This is a genomic window from Micromonospora sp. NPDC048905 (assembly GCF_040649655.1).
In the GTDB taxonomy this organism is placed as follows: domain Bacteria; phylum Actinomycetota; class Actinomycetes; order Mycobacteriales; family Micromonosporaceae; genus Micromonospora.
Genome location: NZ_JBEZFV010000010.1, coordinates 116176 through 134278, shown reverse-complemented (window position 1 = coordinate 134278; position 18103 = coordinate 116176). Strand labels below are relative to the sequence as shown.

At 72.4% G+C, this 18103-nt stretch carries 12 protein-coding genes; 3 read left to right on the top strand and 9 right to left on the bottom strand.

All coding sequences use genetic code 11. The features are described 5' to 3' along the window. Positions 1 to 255 precede the first annotated feature (255 nt). Positions 256 to 3162 carry a glycoside hydrolase family 48 protein gene (locus AB0C01_RS25060; protein ID WP_357572244.1) on the bottom strand — a complete coding sequence of 969 codons (2907 nt, stop codon included), beginning with the start codon at positions 3160 to 3162 and terminating at the stop codon, positions 256 to 258. An 842-nt stretch (positions 3163 to 4004) separates the two neighbouring features. Between AB0C01_RS25060 and AB0C01_RS25055 the strand changes: the two genes are divergently transcribed. Continuing rightward, positions 4005 to 5348 carry a GH1 family beta-glucosidase gene (locus AB0C01_RS25055; protein ID WP_357248442.1) on the top strand — a complete coding sequence of 448 codons (1344 nt, stop codon included), beginning with the start codon at positions 4005 to 4007 and terminating at the stop codon, positions 5346 to 5348. Positions 5349 to 5428: 80 nt separating this feature from the next. On the opposite strand, the gene AB0C01_RS25050 is transcribed toward AB0C01_RS25055, so the two are convergent. From AB0C01_RS25050 to AB0C01_RS25040, 3 genes are all read right to left on the bottom strand, one after another. After that, positions 5429 to 5842, bottom strand: coding sequence for a roadblock/LC7 domain-containing protein (locus tag AB0C01_RS25050; protein WP_357248782.1), 414 nt, complete (start codon positions 5840 to 5842; stop codon positions 5429 to 5431). Between the two features lie 5 nt (positions 5843 to 5847). Beyond that, positions 5848 to 8268: a nitrate- and nitrite sensing domain-containing protein gene (locus AB0C01_RS25045; protein WP_357572243.1), complete on the bottom strand. Its 2421-nt coding sequence runs from the start codon at positions 8266 to 8268 to the stop codon at positions 5848 to 5850. A gap of 216 nt (positions 8269 to 8484) precedes the next feature. Continuing rightward, positions 8485 to 9897, bottom strand: coding sequence for an FGGY family carbohydrate kinase (locus tag AB0C01_RS25040; protein WP_357376997.1), 1413 nt, complete (start codon positions 9895 to 9897; stop codon positions 8485 to 8487). Between the two features lie 209 nt (positions 9898 to 10106). Here AB0C01_RS25040 and AB0C01_RS25035 point away from each other — a divergent pair, with 209 nt between their 5' ends. Further along, positions 10107 to 12026 (top strand): anthranilate synthase family protein, encoded by a 1920-nt coding sequence (locus AB0C01_RS25035; RefSeq protein ID WP_357572242.1) that lies wholly within the window; start codon positions 10107 to 10109, stop codon positions 12024 to 12026. An 86-nt stretch (positions 12027 to 12112) separates the two neighbouring features. Here AB0C01_RS25035 and wrbA read toward each other — a convergent pair whose 3' ends face one another. The 4 genes from wrbA to AB0C01_RS25015 all read right to left on the bottom strand — a co-directional run bounded on the left by wrbA (position 12113) and on the right by AB0C01_RS25015 (position 14592). Then, complete coding sequence (gene wrbA / locus AB0C01_RS25030) at positions 12113 to 12730, bottom strand: NAD(P)H:quinone oxidoreductase (protein ID WP_357248453.1); 618 nt, start codon at positions 12728 to 12730, stop codon at positions 12113 to 12115. Positions 12731 to 13012: 282 nt separating this feature from the next. Next, a complete protein-coding gene (locus tag AB0C01_RS25025; protein WP_357248456.1) occupies positions 13013 to 13381 on the bottom strand; it encodes a DUF3037 domain-containing protein in 369 nt (122 codons plus the stop codon). After that, on the bottom strand, positions 13378 to 14136 hold the full coding sequence (locus AB0C01_RS25020; RefSeq protein ID WP_357248459.1) for a HipA family kinase: 759 nt from the start codon (positions 14134 to 14136) through the stop codon (positions 13378 to 13380). The genes AB0C01_RS25025 and AB0C01_RS25020 overlap by 4 nt, the downstream gene beginning before the upstream one ends. A 63-nt stretch (positions 14137 to 14199) precedes the next feature. Then, the gene (locus AB0C01_RS25015; protein ID WP_357572241.1) at positions 14200 to 14592 is read right to left on the bottom strand and encodes a hypothetical protein; all 393 of its coding nucleotides are present in this window, start codon (positions 14590 to 14592) and stop codon (positions 14200 to 14202) included. 138 nt (positions 14593 to 14730) lie between these two features. Here AB0C01_RS25015 and AB0C01_RS25010 point away from each other — a divergent pair, with 138 nt between their 5' ends. After that, entirely contained in the window at positions 14731 to 15840 is a 1110-nt protein-coding gene (locus tag AB0C01_RS25010) for a winged helix DNA-binding domain-containing protein (RefSeq protein WP_357248464.1), read from the top strand. 69 nt (positions 15841 to 15909) lie between these two features. On the opposite strand, the gene malQ is transcribed toward AB0C01_RS25010, so the two are convergent. Next, the gene (gene malQ / locus AB0C01_RS25005; RefSeq protein WP_357572240.1) at positions 15910 to 18009 is read right to left on the bottom strand and encodes a 4-alpha-glucanotransferase; all 2100 of its coding nucleotides are present in this window, start codon (positions 18007 to 18009) and stop codon (positions 15910 to 15912) included. Positions 18010 to 18103 lie beyond the last annotated feature (94 nt).

The window sequence follows — 18103 nt, the reverse complement described above, 5'->3', positions numbered from 1 at the left end:
CCTCTCCGGTGACGTACGTTACTCCGTTGCGGACCTCGGCGTGATCCCGTGACGGCCCGAATTTCTGGGCTTTTTCGCGGTTGGCTCCAGTCCGGGCGGTGGGGTGGGCCAGCCGATCCGCTGCGTCGGCCAGATGGCTGGCCCACCCCGGCCTGACCGTGGGTGTCAGGCCGTCCGCCGGCCGGGGTCCGTCGTTCCTCGGACCCCGGCCGAATCCCGGGGTGGGCGGTCCACGCCACCCACCCCGGGTCGTCGTCAGCCGTTCGGGAACAGGCTGCCGTAGTCGGCGTACGCCATGGCGACGTCCGCCTGTGCCCAGAACCGGTGGTAGTTGAAGCTGGGCTCCGCGCCACCGTCCAGGTACGCCTGCACCTTCGGCCAGTCCGGGTCGTTCTTGTAGAAGGACCGGAGGTCCAGGAAACTCTTGCCGGCGGCGATGGTGTCGCCGTTCGGCATCTTCCCGGTCCAGCCCGGCGGGACGTAGACGCCCTGCCCGGTGGAGGCGTTGTAGGTGTCGTCGAAGCGCCGGTAGTCGCCACGCTTCTCCGTGGTGGAGACACCCTTGGCGTCGGCGGCGGCGGACAGCCCGTCGAGCAGCCCCTTGGCGGTCGTCTTGGCCGCCGCGTCACCCGACTTGGCCGCGTACGCGATCAGGATCCGGGCGTAGGCGGCGGCGACGCCGACGTCCTGGCCCTTGCTGATCACCTCGACGTGCAGGCCGGTGTTGGGCTGCGGGTTGGACGGGTTCCAGGTGGTCGGCTGACCGGTCCACGCCATGTCCGACGGGATCGACCAGTTGGTGCCCAGGGTGGTGTTGGCGATCGCCCACGGCACCCACTTGTCCAGCAGCGCCTTGGCCTTCGCGTTGCCGGTCTGCAGGTACAGCTCGGCGATGCGCTGCATCGACCAGGCCTGCATGCCGAACCACTGGTTGGACGGCGGGTCGTTGTAGACCGGGTCGACGTCGTAGAACATGCCGTAGAAGGTGCTGGTGCCGGCCGGCGGCTGGGCGTAACTGCCGTCCCAGCTGTTGGTGGCGCCACCAGCGATGCCGCCCTCGGCGGACTGGAGCCAGGTGTAGAACTCCAGCTGCCGTTCGAAGCTCTTGGTCCAGTCGGCGACCGCGGTCGACGACTGCGGCTTGAGCTCCGGGGTGTTGGTCAGCGCCCAGGCCGCGAACGGGTTCTGGTAGCCGAAGTGGTTGTGGCTGGAGCCGATCCGCCAGGACCAGTTCTGGCTGGTGTCGTACGCGCCGCCCCAGGCGTAGTACCAGGACAGCAGGTAGTGCGCCGAATCCCTGCCGGTGCCGGCGGGGCAGGTGCTGGCCCCGACGCAGTTGCCGATCTTCTTGAAGTACTTGTCGAACATCGCGTACCGCAGGTAGTCGCCCATCTTGGCGGCCTTGGTGATGGTGGCCGCGACGTCGGCCTGCTTGTTCTGCGCCTTGGCCCAGGTCAGCGCCCAGTACGCGGCCTGCACCGCGCGGGCGTCGGCGTCCGGGGCGTTCGTGTACTTCCACTGCTTGGCGGGGGCACCGGTGTCCTTGACGAACAGGTCGAGGTAGCCGTACTGACCGCCGTGCTTGAAGGTGTCGCAGGACGGCTGCGGGATGGTCTCCCACACCGACTCCTGGGTGCCCCGCTGGAAGGTGTTGATGTACGCCGGCTTGGTGGTGCCGTCACCGCAGCGACCGAAGCCGTAGGTGTTGTCGACGTCCATCAGCCAGTGCATGCCGTAGATGTCGCCGGTGCCGTAGGTGGACTGCAGCTCCGCACGCAGCGGGTCCTGCCCGACCGGGATGTTCGCGTTCAACGCCGACGGGTACTGGCTGGGCAGGTTGTACTCCGCGGCGTACTGCGGAGTCCCGGCGGACCCAGCAGTTGGCTGGTCTGAATGATTCGGAATTATATATTTTTCCATCACCGTCCAGGCGTTGTTGAACGGCGCCCAGTTCTGGGTGACGCGTCCGTAGTTCGCCTCCAGCCACAGCCAGAAGCTGAACGCCTCCGAGGTCGTCTCGTGCCCGTGGTCGGGCGCCTCGACGATGAGCGTCTCCACCGAGTGGTACGGCACGCCCTCGGGGCTGAAGTAGCCCGAGTTCTTGATCTTGCCGTACTGCTCGAGGAACTTCGCGATGTAGGTGTTGTCGCCGCCGGGGGTGTCGTTGTCGATCTCGGTGGCGGTGACCGCCAGCGAGGCGAGACCGGTGGCGGACGCGGTGATGGTGGCGGCGCCACCGAGGGTGTCGGTGTCCTCCGCCGCGGCGACCGTGACGGTGACCCCGGTGTTCCAGTTGCTCGGGGTCAGCGTGGCGGTGCTCGGCGAGACCGTGACGTCGGTGTCGCCGGTGCGGGTGAGGGTGACCGGCACGTTGGCCGTCGGCGCGGCGCTGAGCTTCAGGTTGAAGGTGGAGGTGCCACCCTCGCTGACGCTCACCGCGGACGGCGTGGCGACGAGTGTCGGGCCGTTGGCGGCACCGACGGTGAACGCCTTCTCGTCGACCCCGATGCCGTTGGCGTTGTCGTACGCCTTGGCCTGGACGGTGTAGCTGCCGGCCGGCAGGTCCTCCTGCGTGTAGGCGTACGGCGCGGAGGTGTCGGTGTTGATCAGCAGGCCGTTGCGGTAGAACTCGACCTTGCTGATCGTCCCGTCCGGGTCACTGGCGGTGGCGGTCAGCGGCACGTCGGCCGGCGCGGTGAACGGCCCGGTCGGCAGGCCGAGCGAGACCGTCGGCGGCAGGTTGGCCGGGGTGCCGTTGCACGGGGTGCCGTTGAGCGTGAACGAGGTGGGCTTCGGGTTGCTGCCCGAGTGGGCGCCGTTGAAGCCGATCGTGGTGGAGGCCCCGGCGGCGAGGTTGCCGTTGTACGACTCGTTCGTCGCGGTGACCTCGCTGCCGGTCTGGCTGTATTTGGCCGACCAACCCTGGACGACCCGTTGGCCGCTGTTCGGGAAGGTCCACTTGAGCGTCCAGTTGCTGATCGGATCGCCCAGGTTCTTGATCGTCACGTTCGCGGTGAAGCCGGTGTTCCAGTCGTTGGTCGCGTAGACCACGTCGCAGGCGGGCGCGGCCTGTGCGGCGCCGGCGGGCAGGGTCACCCCGCCGGCGGCGAGCGCGGCGGCAGCGATGATCGCCACTCGACGGCGTCTTGCCAGTTGTCTCATGTGCGCGGTGTCTCCTCGGACCAGGCCGGGACGGTCCCCGGCGAAGGCGCCTGCCCGCGAGGGTGGTGGTCCGCGGGAGATTCGAGGCGCCGGGAAGGTGGTCTCCCCCGGGCCCGGCCGGGGTAGGGCGGTGCGGCCCGCACGGGAGGGGGTCCCGCCGGCTGCGATCGGGTGACCGTGACCGGGATCGTGCTGCCGGCTGCCCTCGGTGAACCCGCGCTCACGCGATGTGGCTCCTGTCGCGTTGAATCGACAGTCTGCCATGGAAGCGCTCCCACAACAAGCGCACACGCCACTCGTTCAGCCCGTTGTTTCGATCTCGTTTTGGGTCTTTCACAAAGCGGTGACGGGCGTTACAGTCGCAACATCGGTCGATGGGAGCGCTTCCATCGACAAGGTTCCAACAAGAAGATCGCTGGGGTCGTTTCTGACGGGCCCGGCGAACCAACCCGAGGGCCGACGACGGGCCAGCCCGGACGCCGTCGTCAGCCATCGTCCCGCCTTACGGAGGGAGGTGGAACCAGAGCCACTCGCGTGGCCCGGCTCCCGCGCGACACGCACGGCAGGACCCAAATTCCGCCCGTGTGTGTGCAGTTACGGTGGGGACGGGGGTTGCCCTCCCCCGTCCCCACACTAAACCCCCGTACACGATGGGAAAAGAGGCCGACGGGACAGGCGCGCCGCGCCGCCCGGCGGCCTTGTTCGCTGTCTGGGGCCTCCAACCGCCTCGACCCGCCACCGCCGGCCGCCATGACGGCCAGCTGACCGGGCCGGCCGCCCCTGGCCTATTCTGGGAGCGCTCCCGAATCTCGGCGGTGGCCCCGTATCCACGAGGAGAATCCATGTCGATACCTACCGGGCCCGCCGGCCCACTGCGCTTCCCCGACAACTTCGGTTGGGGCGCGGCCACCTCGGCGTACCAGATCGAGGGCGCCGCGAAGGAGGACGGGCGCGGAGAGTCCGTCTGGGACACCTTCAGCCGCGTCCCGGGCAGCACCCGTAACGGCGACACCGGCGACGTGGCCGCCGACCACTACCACCGGTACGCCGAGGACCTCGACCTCATGCGCGACCTCGGGCTGCGCAGCTACCGCTTCTCCATCTCCTGGCCACGGATCCAGCCCGACGGCAGCGGCCTGCCCAACCAGCGCGGGCTCGACTTCTACCGCCGGCTCATCGACGGCCTGCACGAGCGGGGCATCGCCCCGATGGCCACCCTGTTCCACTGGGACCTCCCGCAGGCACTGCAGGACGCCGGCGGCTGGGAGTCACGCGACACCGCCCACCGCTTCGCCGACTACGCCGACGTGCTCTTCCGCGCCCTGGGCGACCGGGTGCCGGCGTGGCTCACCATCAACGAGCCCAAGACCGTGGTGCAGAACGGCTACCTCACCGGTCACCACGCCCCCGGCCGACAGGACCCGGACGCCGCCTACCTGGTCGCCCACCACCTGCAACTCGCGCACGGTCTCGCCGTCGGCACGCTGCGGGCCAGCGGCAGCGACAGCCGGATCGGCCCCGCGCTCAACCTGCACCCCTGCTACCCCGCCGACGACTCCCCGCAGGCAGCCGCCGCCGCCCACCTCTACGACGGCTACGAGAACCGCCTCTACCTCGACTCCCTGCTCAAGGGCAGCTACCCGGAGGACCTGCTGGCCGACCTGGGTCCGCAGAGCCGGATGGTCCAGGGCATCCGCGACGGCGACCTGAAGATCATCTCGGCGCCGATCGACCTGCTGGCCGTTCAGTACTACACGCCGATCTACGTCACCGGCGACGGCGGCACCGTACGACGCTGGTCGACCTCGGTGGCCGAGTGGCAGCAGATCTACCCCGACGGGATGTACGACCTGCTGACCCGGGTCACCCGTGACTACGGCCCGATTCCCCTCACCATCACCGAGAACGGCCTGCCCACGGCGGACACGCTGGGGGCGGACGACACCGTCCAGGACACCGGCCGGATCAGCTTCCTGCGCGACCACCTCACCGCCGTGCACCGGGCCATCGCCGCCGGGGTGCCACTGGAGAGCTTCCACGTCTGGTCGCTGCTCGACAACTTCGAGTGGGACGCCGGATACGACCAGCGCTGGGGGCTTGTCTACGTGGACTACCCGACCCAGCGGCGGGTGCTCAAGAGCAGCGCCACCTGGTACCGCTCCGTCATCACCGACGGCGGCTTCTGAGCGGGCCGCCACCCGGAGTGCCGGGCCCGGACGGCTCGGCTCGGGTGAGCCGGTGACCGTCCGGGTCCCGGACCGGCCGCTCAGCGGGGCAGCGCCTGCTGCAACTCCGCTCGCAGCGCCGGGGTGAGCATCTCCCCCGCCTGCTTGGCCAGCCGGGCCATCTCGTAACCCACCACACCGATGTCCGCGTCCCCGGCGGCCAGGGTGGCCAGGATCGAACCGTCGCGGATCTGCATCACCAGGAAGTAGCCGCGGCCCATCTCGACCACCGTCTGCTTGACGATATCGCCGTCGAACATCTGCGCCGCGCCCGCCGTGATGCTCATCAGCCCGGAGGTCACCGCCGCGAGCTTGTCCGCGTTGTCGCGCGGCAGATGATCGGAGATCGCCACCAGCAACCCGTCCGAGGAGACCACCACCGCGTGCGCCACGCCCGGCACCCGGTCCGCGAACGCGCTCACCAGCCAACTCAGGTCACGCGCCTCCTGGCTCAACGTCGTCACTGTCGTCGTCCCCCTTCGTCGTGCGCCCCGGGCGGTGGCCCGGAAATCTCGGTGGTGGCCTCGGCCTCGGCGCGCCGCACCCCGCTGTAGAGCCGGGAGAGCATGCCACCGACCGCTTCCGGGTCCAGGTCGACGCGGTTCGGCGCCGAGGTCGGTTGTGCCGTACGGGTGACCGCGCTCAACTGCGCCATCGGCACCCGCACCGGAAGTCCGCGCTCGTTGGTGCCGGCGGTCACCGGGATGGCCGGCGGCACCGCCGCGGCGGGCACCGCCGGAGCGGACGGACCCTGTCGCGACCACCAGCCCGCCCCTGCGCCGGGATCGCCGGCCGGGGTCAGCACGTCCTCGGAACGCACCGGCACCGGACGGGCCTGACGCGGCACGGCCGCCCCCGGCCGCCGGCCGGCCACCGGCAGGTCCCGGGCACCGAAGCCCACTCCCGGGGCGTCTGCCTCCCGGGCGCCCCCGGGCGGCGCCACCATCTCCCGCGCAGCGCTCGTCGCCAGCATCCGCGCCGGCGCGGGTGGATCCAGCTCCGCCGGACCCTCCGGCGCCAACAGCACCGCGGGCAGCACGAGCCGGGCGACCAGGCCGTCCTGGCCCCCGTCGAGGCGCACGCTGACGCCCAGCCGGGCGGCCAGGTGGCTGACCACGAACAGACCCATCCGCTCCACCGCCGCGACATCCGCGGCCGGAGGGCTGGCCAGCACCGCGTTCGCCTCGGCCAGCGCGGCCGGGCTCATGCCGAGACCACTGTCGACTATCTCGATCAGCGCGGTCGCGGCCTCGACCCTGGCGGTCACCACCACGAGGGTGTCCGGGCGGGAGAAGGCGGTGGCGTTCTCCAGCAACTCGGCCAACATGTGCACCAGCTCGCCGACGGCGTGCCCGACCACATACCCGTCGGACACCGACTCGATGCGGACCCGCTGGTACTGCTCGATCTCCGCGGCGGCGGCCAGCAACATCGAACCGATCCCGACCGGCCGGTTCCACCGTCGGGTCGAGTCGGTGCCGGCGAGCACCAGCAGGCTCTCGTCGTTGCGGCGCATGCGCGCGGCCAGGTGATCGAGCTTGAACAGGTTCTCCAACTGGTCCGGGTCGCTCTCCTCACGCTCCAGGTCGTCCAGCAGCTCCAGTTGGCGTTCCACGAGCACCTGGCTGCGGCGGGCCAGGTTGACGAACATCGCGTTGACGTTGCGCCGCATGAGCGCCTGCTCGACGGCGACGGTGACGGCGCTGCGGTGCACCGCCACGAACGCCTCGGCCAGCTCGCCGATCTCGTCGAGCGAGCGGACCACCGCGGGCGCGACGTCGATGGCGGGCACCCCGCCGGTGACGGTCTTGAGGCGGTCCAGCGCGTCCGGCAGCTCGACCTGCGCGATCCGGAGCGCCTGACTCCGCAACAGCCGCATCGAACGGGCCACCGACCGTCCGATGAGCAACGAGATCAGCAGGGCGACCAGCAGGACCACGACGATGCCGCCGACGACCAGCAGGGTGGTCCGAAGCTGACCGCTGCTGGCATCGTCGGCCTGCCGCACCGCGTCGTCCAGCACCCCCGCCTCGAGCTGGCGCAACAGGTCCTGGCGCTGCTGGCTGGCCGCCCACCACTGCTCCGACGGCAGCACCTTCGGCGGCGCGTCGCTGGCCGGCAGGCTGCGTTCCTCCAGCCGTGTGGCGACCTGGAACTCCGGGGTCACCGTGGTCTCGTCGTAGCGGCGGATCTGGTCGTCGGTCGCGGCCACCCGGAACGCGCCGAGCGCGGTCAACTGCTGGCCGCGCAGGTCCGCGAGGAGCACCCGGTCCTCGGTGCCGTACCCGCCGGCGCGGGAGGCGGCGTAGAGCTGGGCGCGCAGCCGGGAGGAGAGTTCCTTGACCCGGGCCAGCTGCACGTAGCGCAGGACCGCGTTGTTCAACGCGGGCTGGTCCTGACCAGGGGTCGGCTCGGCCAGCAGGTCGAGCATCGCGCTGATCGCCCGGTGGTAGTTGCTCAGGATCGTGTCGCTGCTGAGCACCGCCGGCGGGATCGCCGGCCGGATGTCGACAACCTGGTCGTACGCCTCCATCGCCTCGGAGTAGGCGACCCGCCAGGACGCGTCGGCGTCCGCGAGCGGCTCGGCGGCCCGACGCAGGTCCACGATCGCCCGGTCGGTCACCGTCTGCAACGGCTTCAGGTTGGACGCCGCGTTGTCCCGGTCGCCGCCCCCGCGCCGCTCACCCAGCTCCCCGGCCGAGCGGTCGCGCTCCTGCTGGAGCTGGTGCACCGCGGTGGTGATCTGCCGGCCGATCCCGACCTGGCGGGAGAAGTCGTTCAACGCCGTCGTCCGCCCGACCAGCGCGCTGGTCTGCACCCCGGCGAGCACCAGGAACGCCATCGACGGCACCATCAGCACGGTCGCGAGCTTCGTGCTCATCCGCCAGTCCCGCAGCCGGAACGGTGACCGACGCCGATGCGGCACGACTCGGACGTCGAAACGGCGTCGGCGGTGGCTCGACACCGTGCCGCTCGCCGGGTCGGAACCCACCGCCACCCTGCCTCCTCGGTCCTACCGCGTCCACCGCGGTCCGGGGAGCGCAGTCCATCCAACCAGGCTCGGGAGCGCTGTCAACGGCCCGGGCGACGCGGAGGTTCAGGAAGGATACTGCGGGTGGGAACGTCCTGCCGTGGTCGGTAAGACCAGCTCGTCCGTCCGGCCGATGTCGGCGAGCCCGATCGCGTCTCCGAACCGGCCCAGCGCCACAAGTGCCGCCCCGGTGGCACCGATCTCCGGGTTCCGCTGGTGCGACACCGGTCGCGGTGCCAGCGCCGCGGCGAAGGCCTGCCGCCACCACACCGAGGCGGCCACCGCGCCGCCGCCCAGCACCACGCCCACCGGTTTGTCGATGGTGGATTCCAGCACCGCGAGATCCTCCGCGACCAGGTCACACAGGCCCTGCATCAGCCCGGCCAGGATGTCCACCGAGGTGGTGCTGAAGCTGAGGTCGCGGAGCTGCCCGCTGCCCGCCGGCAGCAGACCGGGCGGCCGGTCGCCACCGAAGCGCGGGTCGGCCGGTCGGCCACCGCCCACCGGCACCAGCGCCAGCGCCGCGTCCAGCTCAGCGCCCTGGGGCAACCGCAGCTCCCGGTTCGCCCAGGCGAACAGGTTGCCGCCGCAGGCGTACGCCGCGCCGGTGACCACGTGGTCGTGGTCGACCCGGTAGCGCCACAGACGCTCGGGGAGACGGGGCATCGGCTCGCCGGCCGGGATGCGCTGCATCAGCCGTACGGCCGCCGAGGTGCCCACGGTGACCGCGGCCCGGCTCGGGTCGACGCAGCCCGAGCCGACGTTCGACGCCCCACCGTCGCCCACCGGCGGTGACCACCGGGCCTGCGCCAGCTGCGGCCACCGGCGGGCCCTCTCGGCCCGGAGCCGGCCGTGCCAGTCCAACCCGCCGAGGGCCGGCAGGTCCCCCGGCCGCGCCCCGGCCAGCGTCAGCGCCTCCTCGTCCCAGCGCAGGGTGCGCAGGTCGAGCAGACCGGTCCCGGACGCCTGGGACACCGACATGGGCGCGTCGTCGAGCAGCTCGCCCAGCACGTACTCGGGCAGGCCGACGAACCGGGCGATCGGGCTGCCGGACTGCTCGCGCAGCCAGGGCAGGCGCATCGACCAGTACGAGCGGTGCCACCAGCAGCCGGTGCGCTGATGGAAGCCGTCCGGGTCGGAAGGTCCCGCCGTACCGCCGACCGGCGCGGGCCGGGTGTCCAGCCAGGTGACCACCGGACCCATCGGGGTGCCGTCGCGGTCCAGCGGCAGCACCGAGTGCCACTGGGCGGAGACCGCCACCAGGTCCACGTCGTGCAGGTGCCCCGCGTCGGCCAACTCGTCGAGGCACTCGATCAGGCAGGCGAGGTAGCCGGGGCCGGACAGCGTGCCGGTGCCGTCGTCGCCGATGGCGAGGTCGACCTTGCGCCGGGCCAGGGCACCGGGCAGCGGACGGCTGTCGGGGTCCAGCACGAGCCCGCGTACCGAGGAGGTACCCAGGTCGAGCGCGAGAATGTTCATCGCCGGTCAAGTTACCCGGTGCCGGGCGGGCGCCGGGCGCGTAGGGTGGATCACATGCTCGCGCATCCGACCTGCTGGTGGCCCGCCGACCCGGCGGCCACCCTCCGCGCGTAGCTCCATCCACGCGGCCGCCATCGAGGCGGCCGCCGGATCTCCCCGGCCCGGATGGCCGCCTCGACCGGCGGCGCCCGGCCCCACGGAGACACTCGATGACCCACCTGACCGACCTGCTCACCGCCGTGACCAGCGGCGCCGACCCGGGACCCTTCGCGTTGCTGCGTCGGGAGGGCGCGGACGAGTTGGAGTTGTTCACCGGCCCGGTCGACACCGTCGAGCGCCTGGCCGACATCCCGCTGCCGCCGGGCACGCCCGGAGCGCGGACGCTGGCCCTGGTGCCGTACCGCCAGATCACCGAACGCGGCTTCGCCTGCGTCGACGACGGCGCTCCGCTGGAGTGCCTCCAGGTCCGCGAGCATCGGCGGATCGCGCTGGCCGACGCCCTGGCCACGCTGCCCGACGAACCGGTCCGCACCAGCGACGCCGCCTTCGACGTCACCGACGAGGAGTACGCCCGGACCGTGCAACGGGTGCTCGCCGAGGAGATCGGCCGCGGCGAGGGCGCGAACTTCGTCATCCACCGCACCCTGCACGCCACCGTGCAGGGCCGACCGCTGGTGGCCGCGCTGGCCGCGCTACGCCGGTTGCTGATGGCCGAACGTGGCGCGTACTGGACGTTCGTCGTGCACACCGGCACCCGGACGCTTGTCGGTGCCAGCCCGGAGCGGCACGTGAGCGTCGACGACGGGCTGGTCATGATGAACCCGATCAGCGGCACCTTCCGGTCCGGCGGCGGCACCGCGGACCGGGCGGCGCTGCTGCGCTTCCTCGCCGACCCGAAGGAGGTCGAGGAGCTGTACATGGTGCTCGACGAGGAACTGAAGATGATGGCCACCGTCGCCGAGGACGGCGGCCAGGTGATCGGCCCGTACCTGAAGGAGATGTCGCACCTGGCGCACACCGAGTACCTGCTGGCCGGGCGGGGCACCCGCGACGTCCGGGAGGTGCTTCGGGAGACGATGTTCGCCCCGACCGTGACCGGCAGCCCGATGGAGAACGCCTGCCGGGTGATCGCCCGGCACGAGGGCCGCGGCCGGAGCTACTACGCCGGGGTGCTGGCGCTGCTCGGTCACGACGAGGCCGGTCGGCAGACGCTGGACGCACCGATCCTGATCCGTACCGCCGAGATCTCCCCCACCGGCCACCTGCGGGTGCCGGTGGGCGCCACCCTGGTCCGACACTCGACGGCGGCGGGTGAGGTGGCGGAGACGCACGCCAAGGCCGCCGGTGTGCTGGCCGCGCTCGGCCTCGGGCCGGCGGCGTCCGCCGGCGGCGGCGCGGTCGCCCGGCTGGCCGACGACCCGGAGGTACGCGACGCGCTGGCCGCGCGCAACGCGCCGCTGGCACGGTTCTGGCTGGACCAGCGGGCGCCGGACGCGTCCGGGTTGCCCGGACTGGTCGGCCGCCGAGTGTTGATCGTGGACGCCGAGGACACCTTCACCGGGATGCTGGCCCACCAACTGGGCGCGCTGGGCCTCGCGGTGAGCCTGCGGCCGTGGCACGCGGGTGGGCCCGTCGACGGCTACGACCTGGTGGTGGTCGGCCCCGGGCCGGGTGACCCGGGCAGCCTGGACGAGCCGAAGATGGTGGCGCTGCGGGAGTTGCTGACCGAGTTGCTGGCGACCGGGCGGCCCACCCTCGCGGTCTGCCTCGGCCACCAGGTGCTGGCCGGGCTGCTGGGGCTGGCTCTGCATCGCCGGGAGGCGCCCTACCAGGGGACGCAGCGGGAGGTGTCGCTGTTCGGGCGGGACCGCCGGGTGGGGTTCTACTCCACGTTCACGGCGCGCGCGGACGAGGACCGGGTGGCCAGCGCGTACGGGCCGGTGGACCTCGCCCGGGACGCGGGCGACGGCGCCGTGCACGCCCTGCGGGGGCGTGGCTTCGCCGGGGTGCAGTTCCACCCGGAGTCGGTGCTCAGCCCGGACGGGCTCGCGGTGCTCAGCGAGCTGTTGACTGATCTGCTGCCGGCACCGAGCGCCGACGAGCTGTCCGCCACGGGCGGGCGCGCATAGCCGTCCCGCCGCCGGGTAGTGCGGGATGCGACCGGTGGCGTGGACGGGCCGAGAGCCCCCGCCCGCGCCACCGGTCGCCTCCGTCGTCAGCCGGCCATGCCCGCCTTCAGCGCGGTGCCGAGCAGCACCGCACGTCGGGCGGTCAGCGCGCAGGCCCCGAGTGCCACGGCGTCCGGGGCGATCTCCCCGTTGTTGCTCGTGTGCGAGGCACCGTACGGGTTGCCGGCGATGAACTGGCTGGTGTCGGTGTAGCCGGGGGCGACCACGACGCCACCCCAGTGGTAGAAGACGTTGAAGAGCGAGGTCAGCGTGGTCTCCTGCCCGCCGTGCGAGGTCGCCGTCGAGGTGAAGGCGGCGTAGACCTTGTTGGCCAGCGCACCCTGTGCCCACAGCGGACCGGTGGTGTCGATGAACTGCTTCAACTGGGCCGCGATCATGCCGTACCGGGTCGGAGCACCCATGATCACCACATCGGCCCAGGCCAGGTCGTCGACCATCGCCTCGGGAACGTCCTGGGTCTCCAGGTGATGCGCCTGCCAGCCGGAGTTGGAGCGGATCGCCTCGTCCGGCGCCAGCTCGCGGACCTTACGCAGGCGTACGTCGGCGCCGGCATCTCCGGCAGCCTCGCAGACAGCCTGCGCCATCTGGTACGTGATGCTGGTGGCGCTGTAGTAGATCACCGCTACCTTGGTCTGGGCAGCCATCGGATGTCCCCTTCTCGTCTCGGGTCAGCTCCCGCGACTACCCGCTGGGGGCGACCTCTAACGGCAGGGCACGCGGACCCCTGTTCCGGTCCGCCGGCTCAAGTTTTCCGCAACTTCCCGACTGTTTCGACCCCGCGCCCCGTACGGACCGCGATCCTGATGTCACCGGTGCCGGCGGGAACCAACCGCCGCCCCGCACCGAGCACCTGAACGGGGGATCGCGCTTCGCCAGCAACGGAGCTGGCGCAGCGCGATCAGGGGCCGAGCCCGGGCCGCCGCCGCTCAGTGGACCAGGGCCGCCATCAACCGTTCCAGCTCGGCCGCCGGATCGGCGGTGAGCCCGGTGTGCACCGGCCCGGTCTGGATCATCGTGCTGCGCGGAGCGGCCAGCCAGTGGAACCGCTCACCGAGCCGCATCCGGGTCGCCGGCCCGTCGCCGGAGCAGGTCCGGTCGAGGGACGAGAGCACGGCGGCCACCGCCGGCAGGTCGACGTCCGGCGCCAGCGCGCGGACCCGGTCGGCGTCCAGGTGCGTACGCGCGGCCAGGAAGTCGCGCTGTTGGCAGTAGAGCAGCACCCCGACGTTGATCTGTTCGCCGCGCTCGATGCGGGGCACCAGCCGGATCAGCGCGTACTCGAAGGGGTGCCTCATGCCGCACTCCCCTGCGGCAGCCAGTCGGCGGTGCGGGCGACCCGGCGGGACAGATGTGCCAGGTACGCGGCGCGAGCGGCGTCGGCCGTCTCGAAGTCGGCGGCGGTCAGCCACTCCCCCGGCACCAGCGCCAGCACCTCGGTGAGCAACTCCGGGGTGACCCGGGGCGCCAACTCGGCGTCGGCGTCGGCCAGCCGGGAGGCGTACGGCGCGAGCACGTGGTCGTCAGCCCGGTAGGCACGGTGCACGGCCGCCTCGGCCCGCGGCCAGTTGTGGTGGAAGTACAGCGAGGCCCCGTGGTCGATCAGCCACAACTCCCGGTGCCAGACCAGCAGGTTGGGGTTGCGCCAACTCCGGTCGACGTTCTCCACGTAGGCGTCGAACCAGAGCACCCGGGAGGCCAGCACCGGGTCGACGGGGTGCGCCAGCGGGTCGAAGCCCAGCGCCCCGGGCAGGAAGTCCATCCCCAGGTTGGCCCCGCCGCTGTTGCGCAGCAACTCCTGCACCTCCTGGTCGGGCTCGGCTCGCCCGATGACCGGGTCGATGTCGAGCACGACCAGCGGGGGCACCCGCAGCTCCAGGCGGCGGGCCAACTCGCCGCAGATCACCTCGGCGATCAGCGCCTTGGGTCCCTGACCGGCGCCGCGGAACTTCGCCACGTACGTGCCCAGGTCGTCGGCCTCCACCACGCCCGGCAGCGACCCACCCTCGCGCAGCGGGGTGACGTAGCGGATGGCGGTGACCTGGCGGAGCACGCCGCCCACCCTACTGGGACCGGCCGGGACGGGTGGCGGGCCGCCCCAGACCGGGACGCGCGGTCAGTCGATCTTGTCGCGCAGCTTGTCGACCTGGGTCTGCAGGCGGTCCACCGCGTTCTCGTTGTTGACGAAGGTGGTGATGCCCGCGGCGAGGCCCAGACCGATCAGCACCGCCAGGATGCTGAGCACCAGACCACCGATCGACACGCCACGGCCGGTCACCCCAGGTCGGCGTGCCATCTTGAGGCCGACGATGCCGAGGATGATCCCGATGATGCCGAGCACCAGCCCCAGCCAGGCGAGGATCGCGGTCAACACACTGAACAGGCCGGCCACCCCGAAGACCAGTGCGAAGGTGGCGGCCGCGCTGGTCTTGGCGTCGGTGGACGCCCGGTGTGCCCGGGACCCGGCCGATACGCCGCCACCCCGTGCCGGTTCGCTTGCGGCAGTCATGAGACTCCCCTTTCGTACGCGCGGCTCGCGTACTTCCGGTCGGCCGCCTTCCCTCTGGACCTGCGGTTATGCCACCCGAGGTGGTGCTGTCGGTGGGGTGGCCTACCCTGACGCGGCAACCTCCGGGGAAGGAGCCCGATGACCGGGGAGCTCACCGCATCCGAGGCGCTCGGTCTGCGGATGACAAGCCTGCTGCTGCGCCCGCATCCGAGCACCCGACCCGCTGGTGTCGCCGATGTCGTCGAGTGGTTCGGCGCGATGCAGGCACAGGACCTGGCCAGTGGGCTGTGGTCACTGGGCGCGCGGCTGGCTGGCCGGACCGTCGCGGACGTGCAGGCGGCCCTGGAGCGGCGCGAGGCGCTGCGCACCTGGCCGATGCGGGGCACCGTGCACCTCGTCCCACCCGCCGACGCCCGCTGGATGCTGGAGCTGACCGGCGTTCGTTCGCTGGCCGGAGCGGCGACCCGCCGGGCACAGCTCGGGCTCACCGAGGCCGACGCGGATCGGGCGGTGGATGTCCTCGGCACCGCGTTGACCGGCGGCGGCCGGCTCACCCGTACACAGTGCCTGGCGACCCTACGCGAGGCCGGCCTGGGCACCGACGGACAACGCGGCTACCACCTGCTCTGGTACGCGAGTGTGCGCGGAGTGACCTGTGTGGCACCGAACGTCGGCACCGACCAGACCTTCGCCCTGCTCGACGAGTGGGCGCCGGAGCAACGTCGGCTGGAGCGGGACGAGGCGCTGGCCCTGCTCGCCCACCGCTACGTCCGGGGGCACGGGCCGGTCACCGACCGCGAGTTCGCCGGCTGGACCGGCCTCACCCTGACCGACGCCCGGCGCGGCCTGGCCGCGGCCGGCGACCTGCTGAGCACGGTACGAATCGACGGCGCACCGATGCACATCGACGCGGCGCTGGCCGGTGCGCCGCGCACCCCACCCGATGACGTGCTGGCGCTGCCGGGCTTCGACGAGTACCTGCTCGGCTACCGGGATCGCACGCTGATGCTCGACCCGGCGCACCAGGCGGCCGTGGTGCCGGGCAACAACGGCATCTTCCAGGCGACCGTGGTCCGCGCCGGCCGGGTGGTGGGCGTGTGGAAGCGCAAGGTGGGCCGGGCCGCCGTCACCATCACGGTCCAGCCGCTGACCCCGATGGCGGCCGACGAGCGGGCACGCGTCGAGCAGGCACTACAGCGGTACGCCGACTACCTCGGGCTGCCGCCCCGCTTCGACTGGCCGACCTGAGCACTGCTCACCCCGGTCCGTCTGGCCGGCTTTGCCTGGTCCGGCCTGGTCCGGTCCGGTCGGGGGGCGTCAGTCCTCGGCCGGGCGCGCCGACCGCTTGTCACCCGATGGTGGGCGTGCCGACCGCGCGTCACCCGATCGTGGACGTGCCGCATTGAGCAGGTCGACGACCCGGGCCACCCGGGGGTCCGCGCGGATCTGCGCCACGCCGGAGGGCAACGGCAACCGCCAGTTCGGGTATTCGTCGACAGTGCCCGGCAGGTTGGGCTGGCGTACCTCGCCCAGCACGTCGTAGAGGGAGACGCCGAGCAGCCGGGACGGGCTTGCCGCGAGCGCGGCGTGCATCGCCACCACCACCTCGCCGTCGTGGGCTGTCGGGGCCGGCCGGTCCAGCGCCGGATCGGGTGCCGTGGCCGGGTCGGGTGCCGTGGCCGGGTCGGGTGCCGTGGCCGGGTCGGGTGCCGTGGCCGGGTCGGGCAGGAGGCGCTCGGTCCGCAGCATCGTGAGCAGGCGCTCCCGGTCGGCGACGGCGCGAGCCCGCTCCACCGCCACGTCGGTGTCGAGCAGCTTCAAGTCGTCGCGTACCCGCACGTGCTCGCCGGTGAGGAAGCCCGGCGCGGTCGGCAGGTCGTGGGTGGAGATCGTGGCGAGAGCGTTGCGCGGCCACCGGGCCGGTGGGACGAAGTCACCCTGGTCGTCGCGGGCGAACCACAGCACCGTCGAGCCGAGCATGTTGCGCCCGCGCAGACCACGGGTCACCGCCGGTTGGACCGTACCCAGATCCTCGCCGACCACCACGGCGCCGGCACGGTGCGCCTCCAGCGCGAGGATGCCGAGCATGGCCTCGGCGTCGTAGCGCACGTAGGTGCCCTCGGCGGCCCCGCCGCCCGGCGGCACCCACCACAGCCGCCACAGGCCGGCGACATGGTCGACCCGCAGGCCGCCCGCGTGTCGCAGGGTCCGGCGCAACATGTCCCGGTACGCGGCGTACCCGGTCGCGGCGAGCCGGTCCGGGCGCCACGCGGCGAGCCCCCAGTCCTGGCCGAGCTGGTTGAAGTCGTCCGGCGGCGCGCCGACCCGGACGCCCTGGGCCAGCACATCGGCGAGCTGCCAGCCGTCCGCGCCGCCCGGGTCGATGCCGACGGCCAGGTCGTGCACCACGCCGACCGGCATCCCGGCGGCGCGAGCCGCCGCCGTGACGGCGTCGAGCTGCTCGTCGCACAGGTGTTGCAGCCAGGCGTGGAAGGCCACCCGGTCGGCGAGCTGGCGGCGCTGCTCGGCGACCGCCGGGGCGTCCGGGTGGTGCAGCTCCGCCGGCCAGGCCCGCCAGTCGTTGCCGTGCCGCTCGGCCAGGGCGCACCAGGTGGCGAAGCTCGCCAGCGCCGGGTCCGCGTCGAGGTCGACCGGCTGGGCGTACGGGTGCAGCAGCTCCAGGGCGTGCCGCTTGGCCGTCCACACCTGGTCGTAGTCGATCAGGTCCCCACGGTCGGGGCGCAGGGCGTCGACCACGGCCCGGGTCGCCGGGTCCGCCGTGGTGTACGCGGCGGTGTCGCTGACGCGCAGGTAGAGCGGGTTGACGAAGCGGCGGCTGGCCGGCGAGTAGGGGGATGCGGCGACCGGGTGCGCCGGCCCGACCGCGTGCAGGGGGTTGAGCAGCACCAGCCCGGCGCCGGTGGCCCCGGCCCAGCCGGTGAAGTCGGCGAGGTCGCCGAGGTCGCCCATGCCCCAGGAGCGTTCCGAGCTGAGCGCGTAGAGCTGGAGCATCCAACCCCAGGTGCGCGGCGGTACGGGCAGCCGACGGGGCACCACGACCAGCGTCACCTCCCGGCCGGCGCAGCTCAACCGGTGCCAGCCCAGCGGCAGGTCCCCCGGCAGCTCACTGTCGACGGCACGCCGGCCGCCGTCCTCCAGGGTCACCACACCCGGGCCGGGCAGCGCCCGGGTCGCGCCGTGGGTGAGCACCACGGTCGCCGGCAGCGCGCTCCGGTCGACCGCGCGGGCGGCGGCGAGCGCGTCGGCCACCGCGGTCGGGCTGGTGGCGTCCACGCCGAGCAGTCCGAGCACGCCCACGACGGTTTCCGGTGCGACCTCGACGCGACGGTGTCGCCAGTCCTCGTACCAGGTGGACACGCCGTGCGCCTTGGCCAGCGCGGTCAATCGTCGGTCCATTCCGCCCCCGCCTCACAAAGCGACCCAAACACCTTCCCACGACCGGCGGCGCGGCGCAGGGCGGGCGGGACCACCCCCGCCGCCAGCCGCGCCG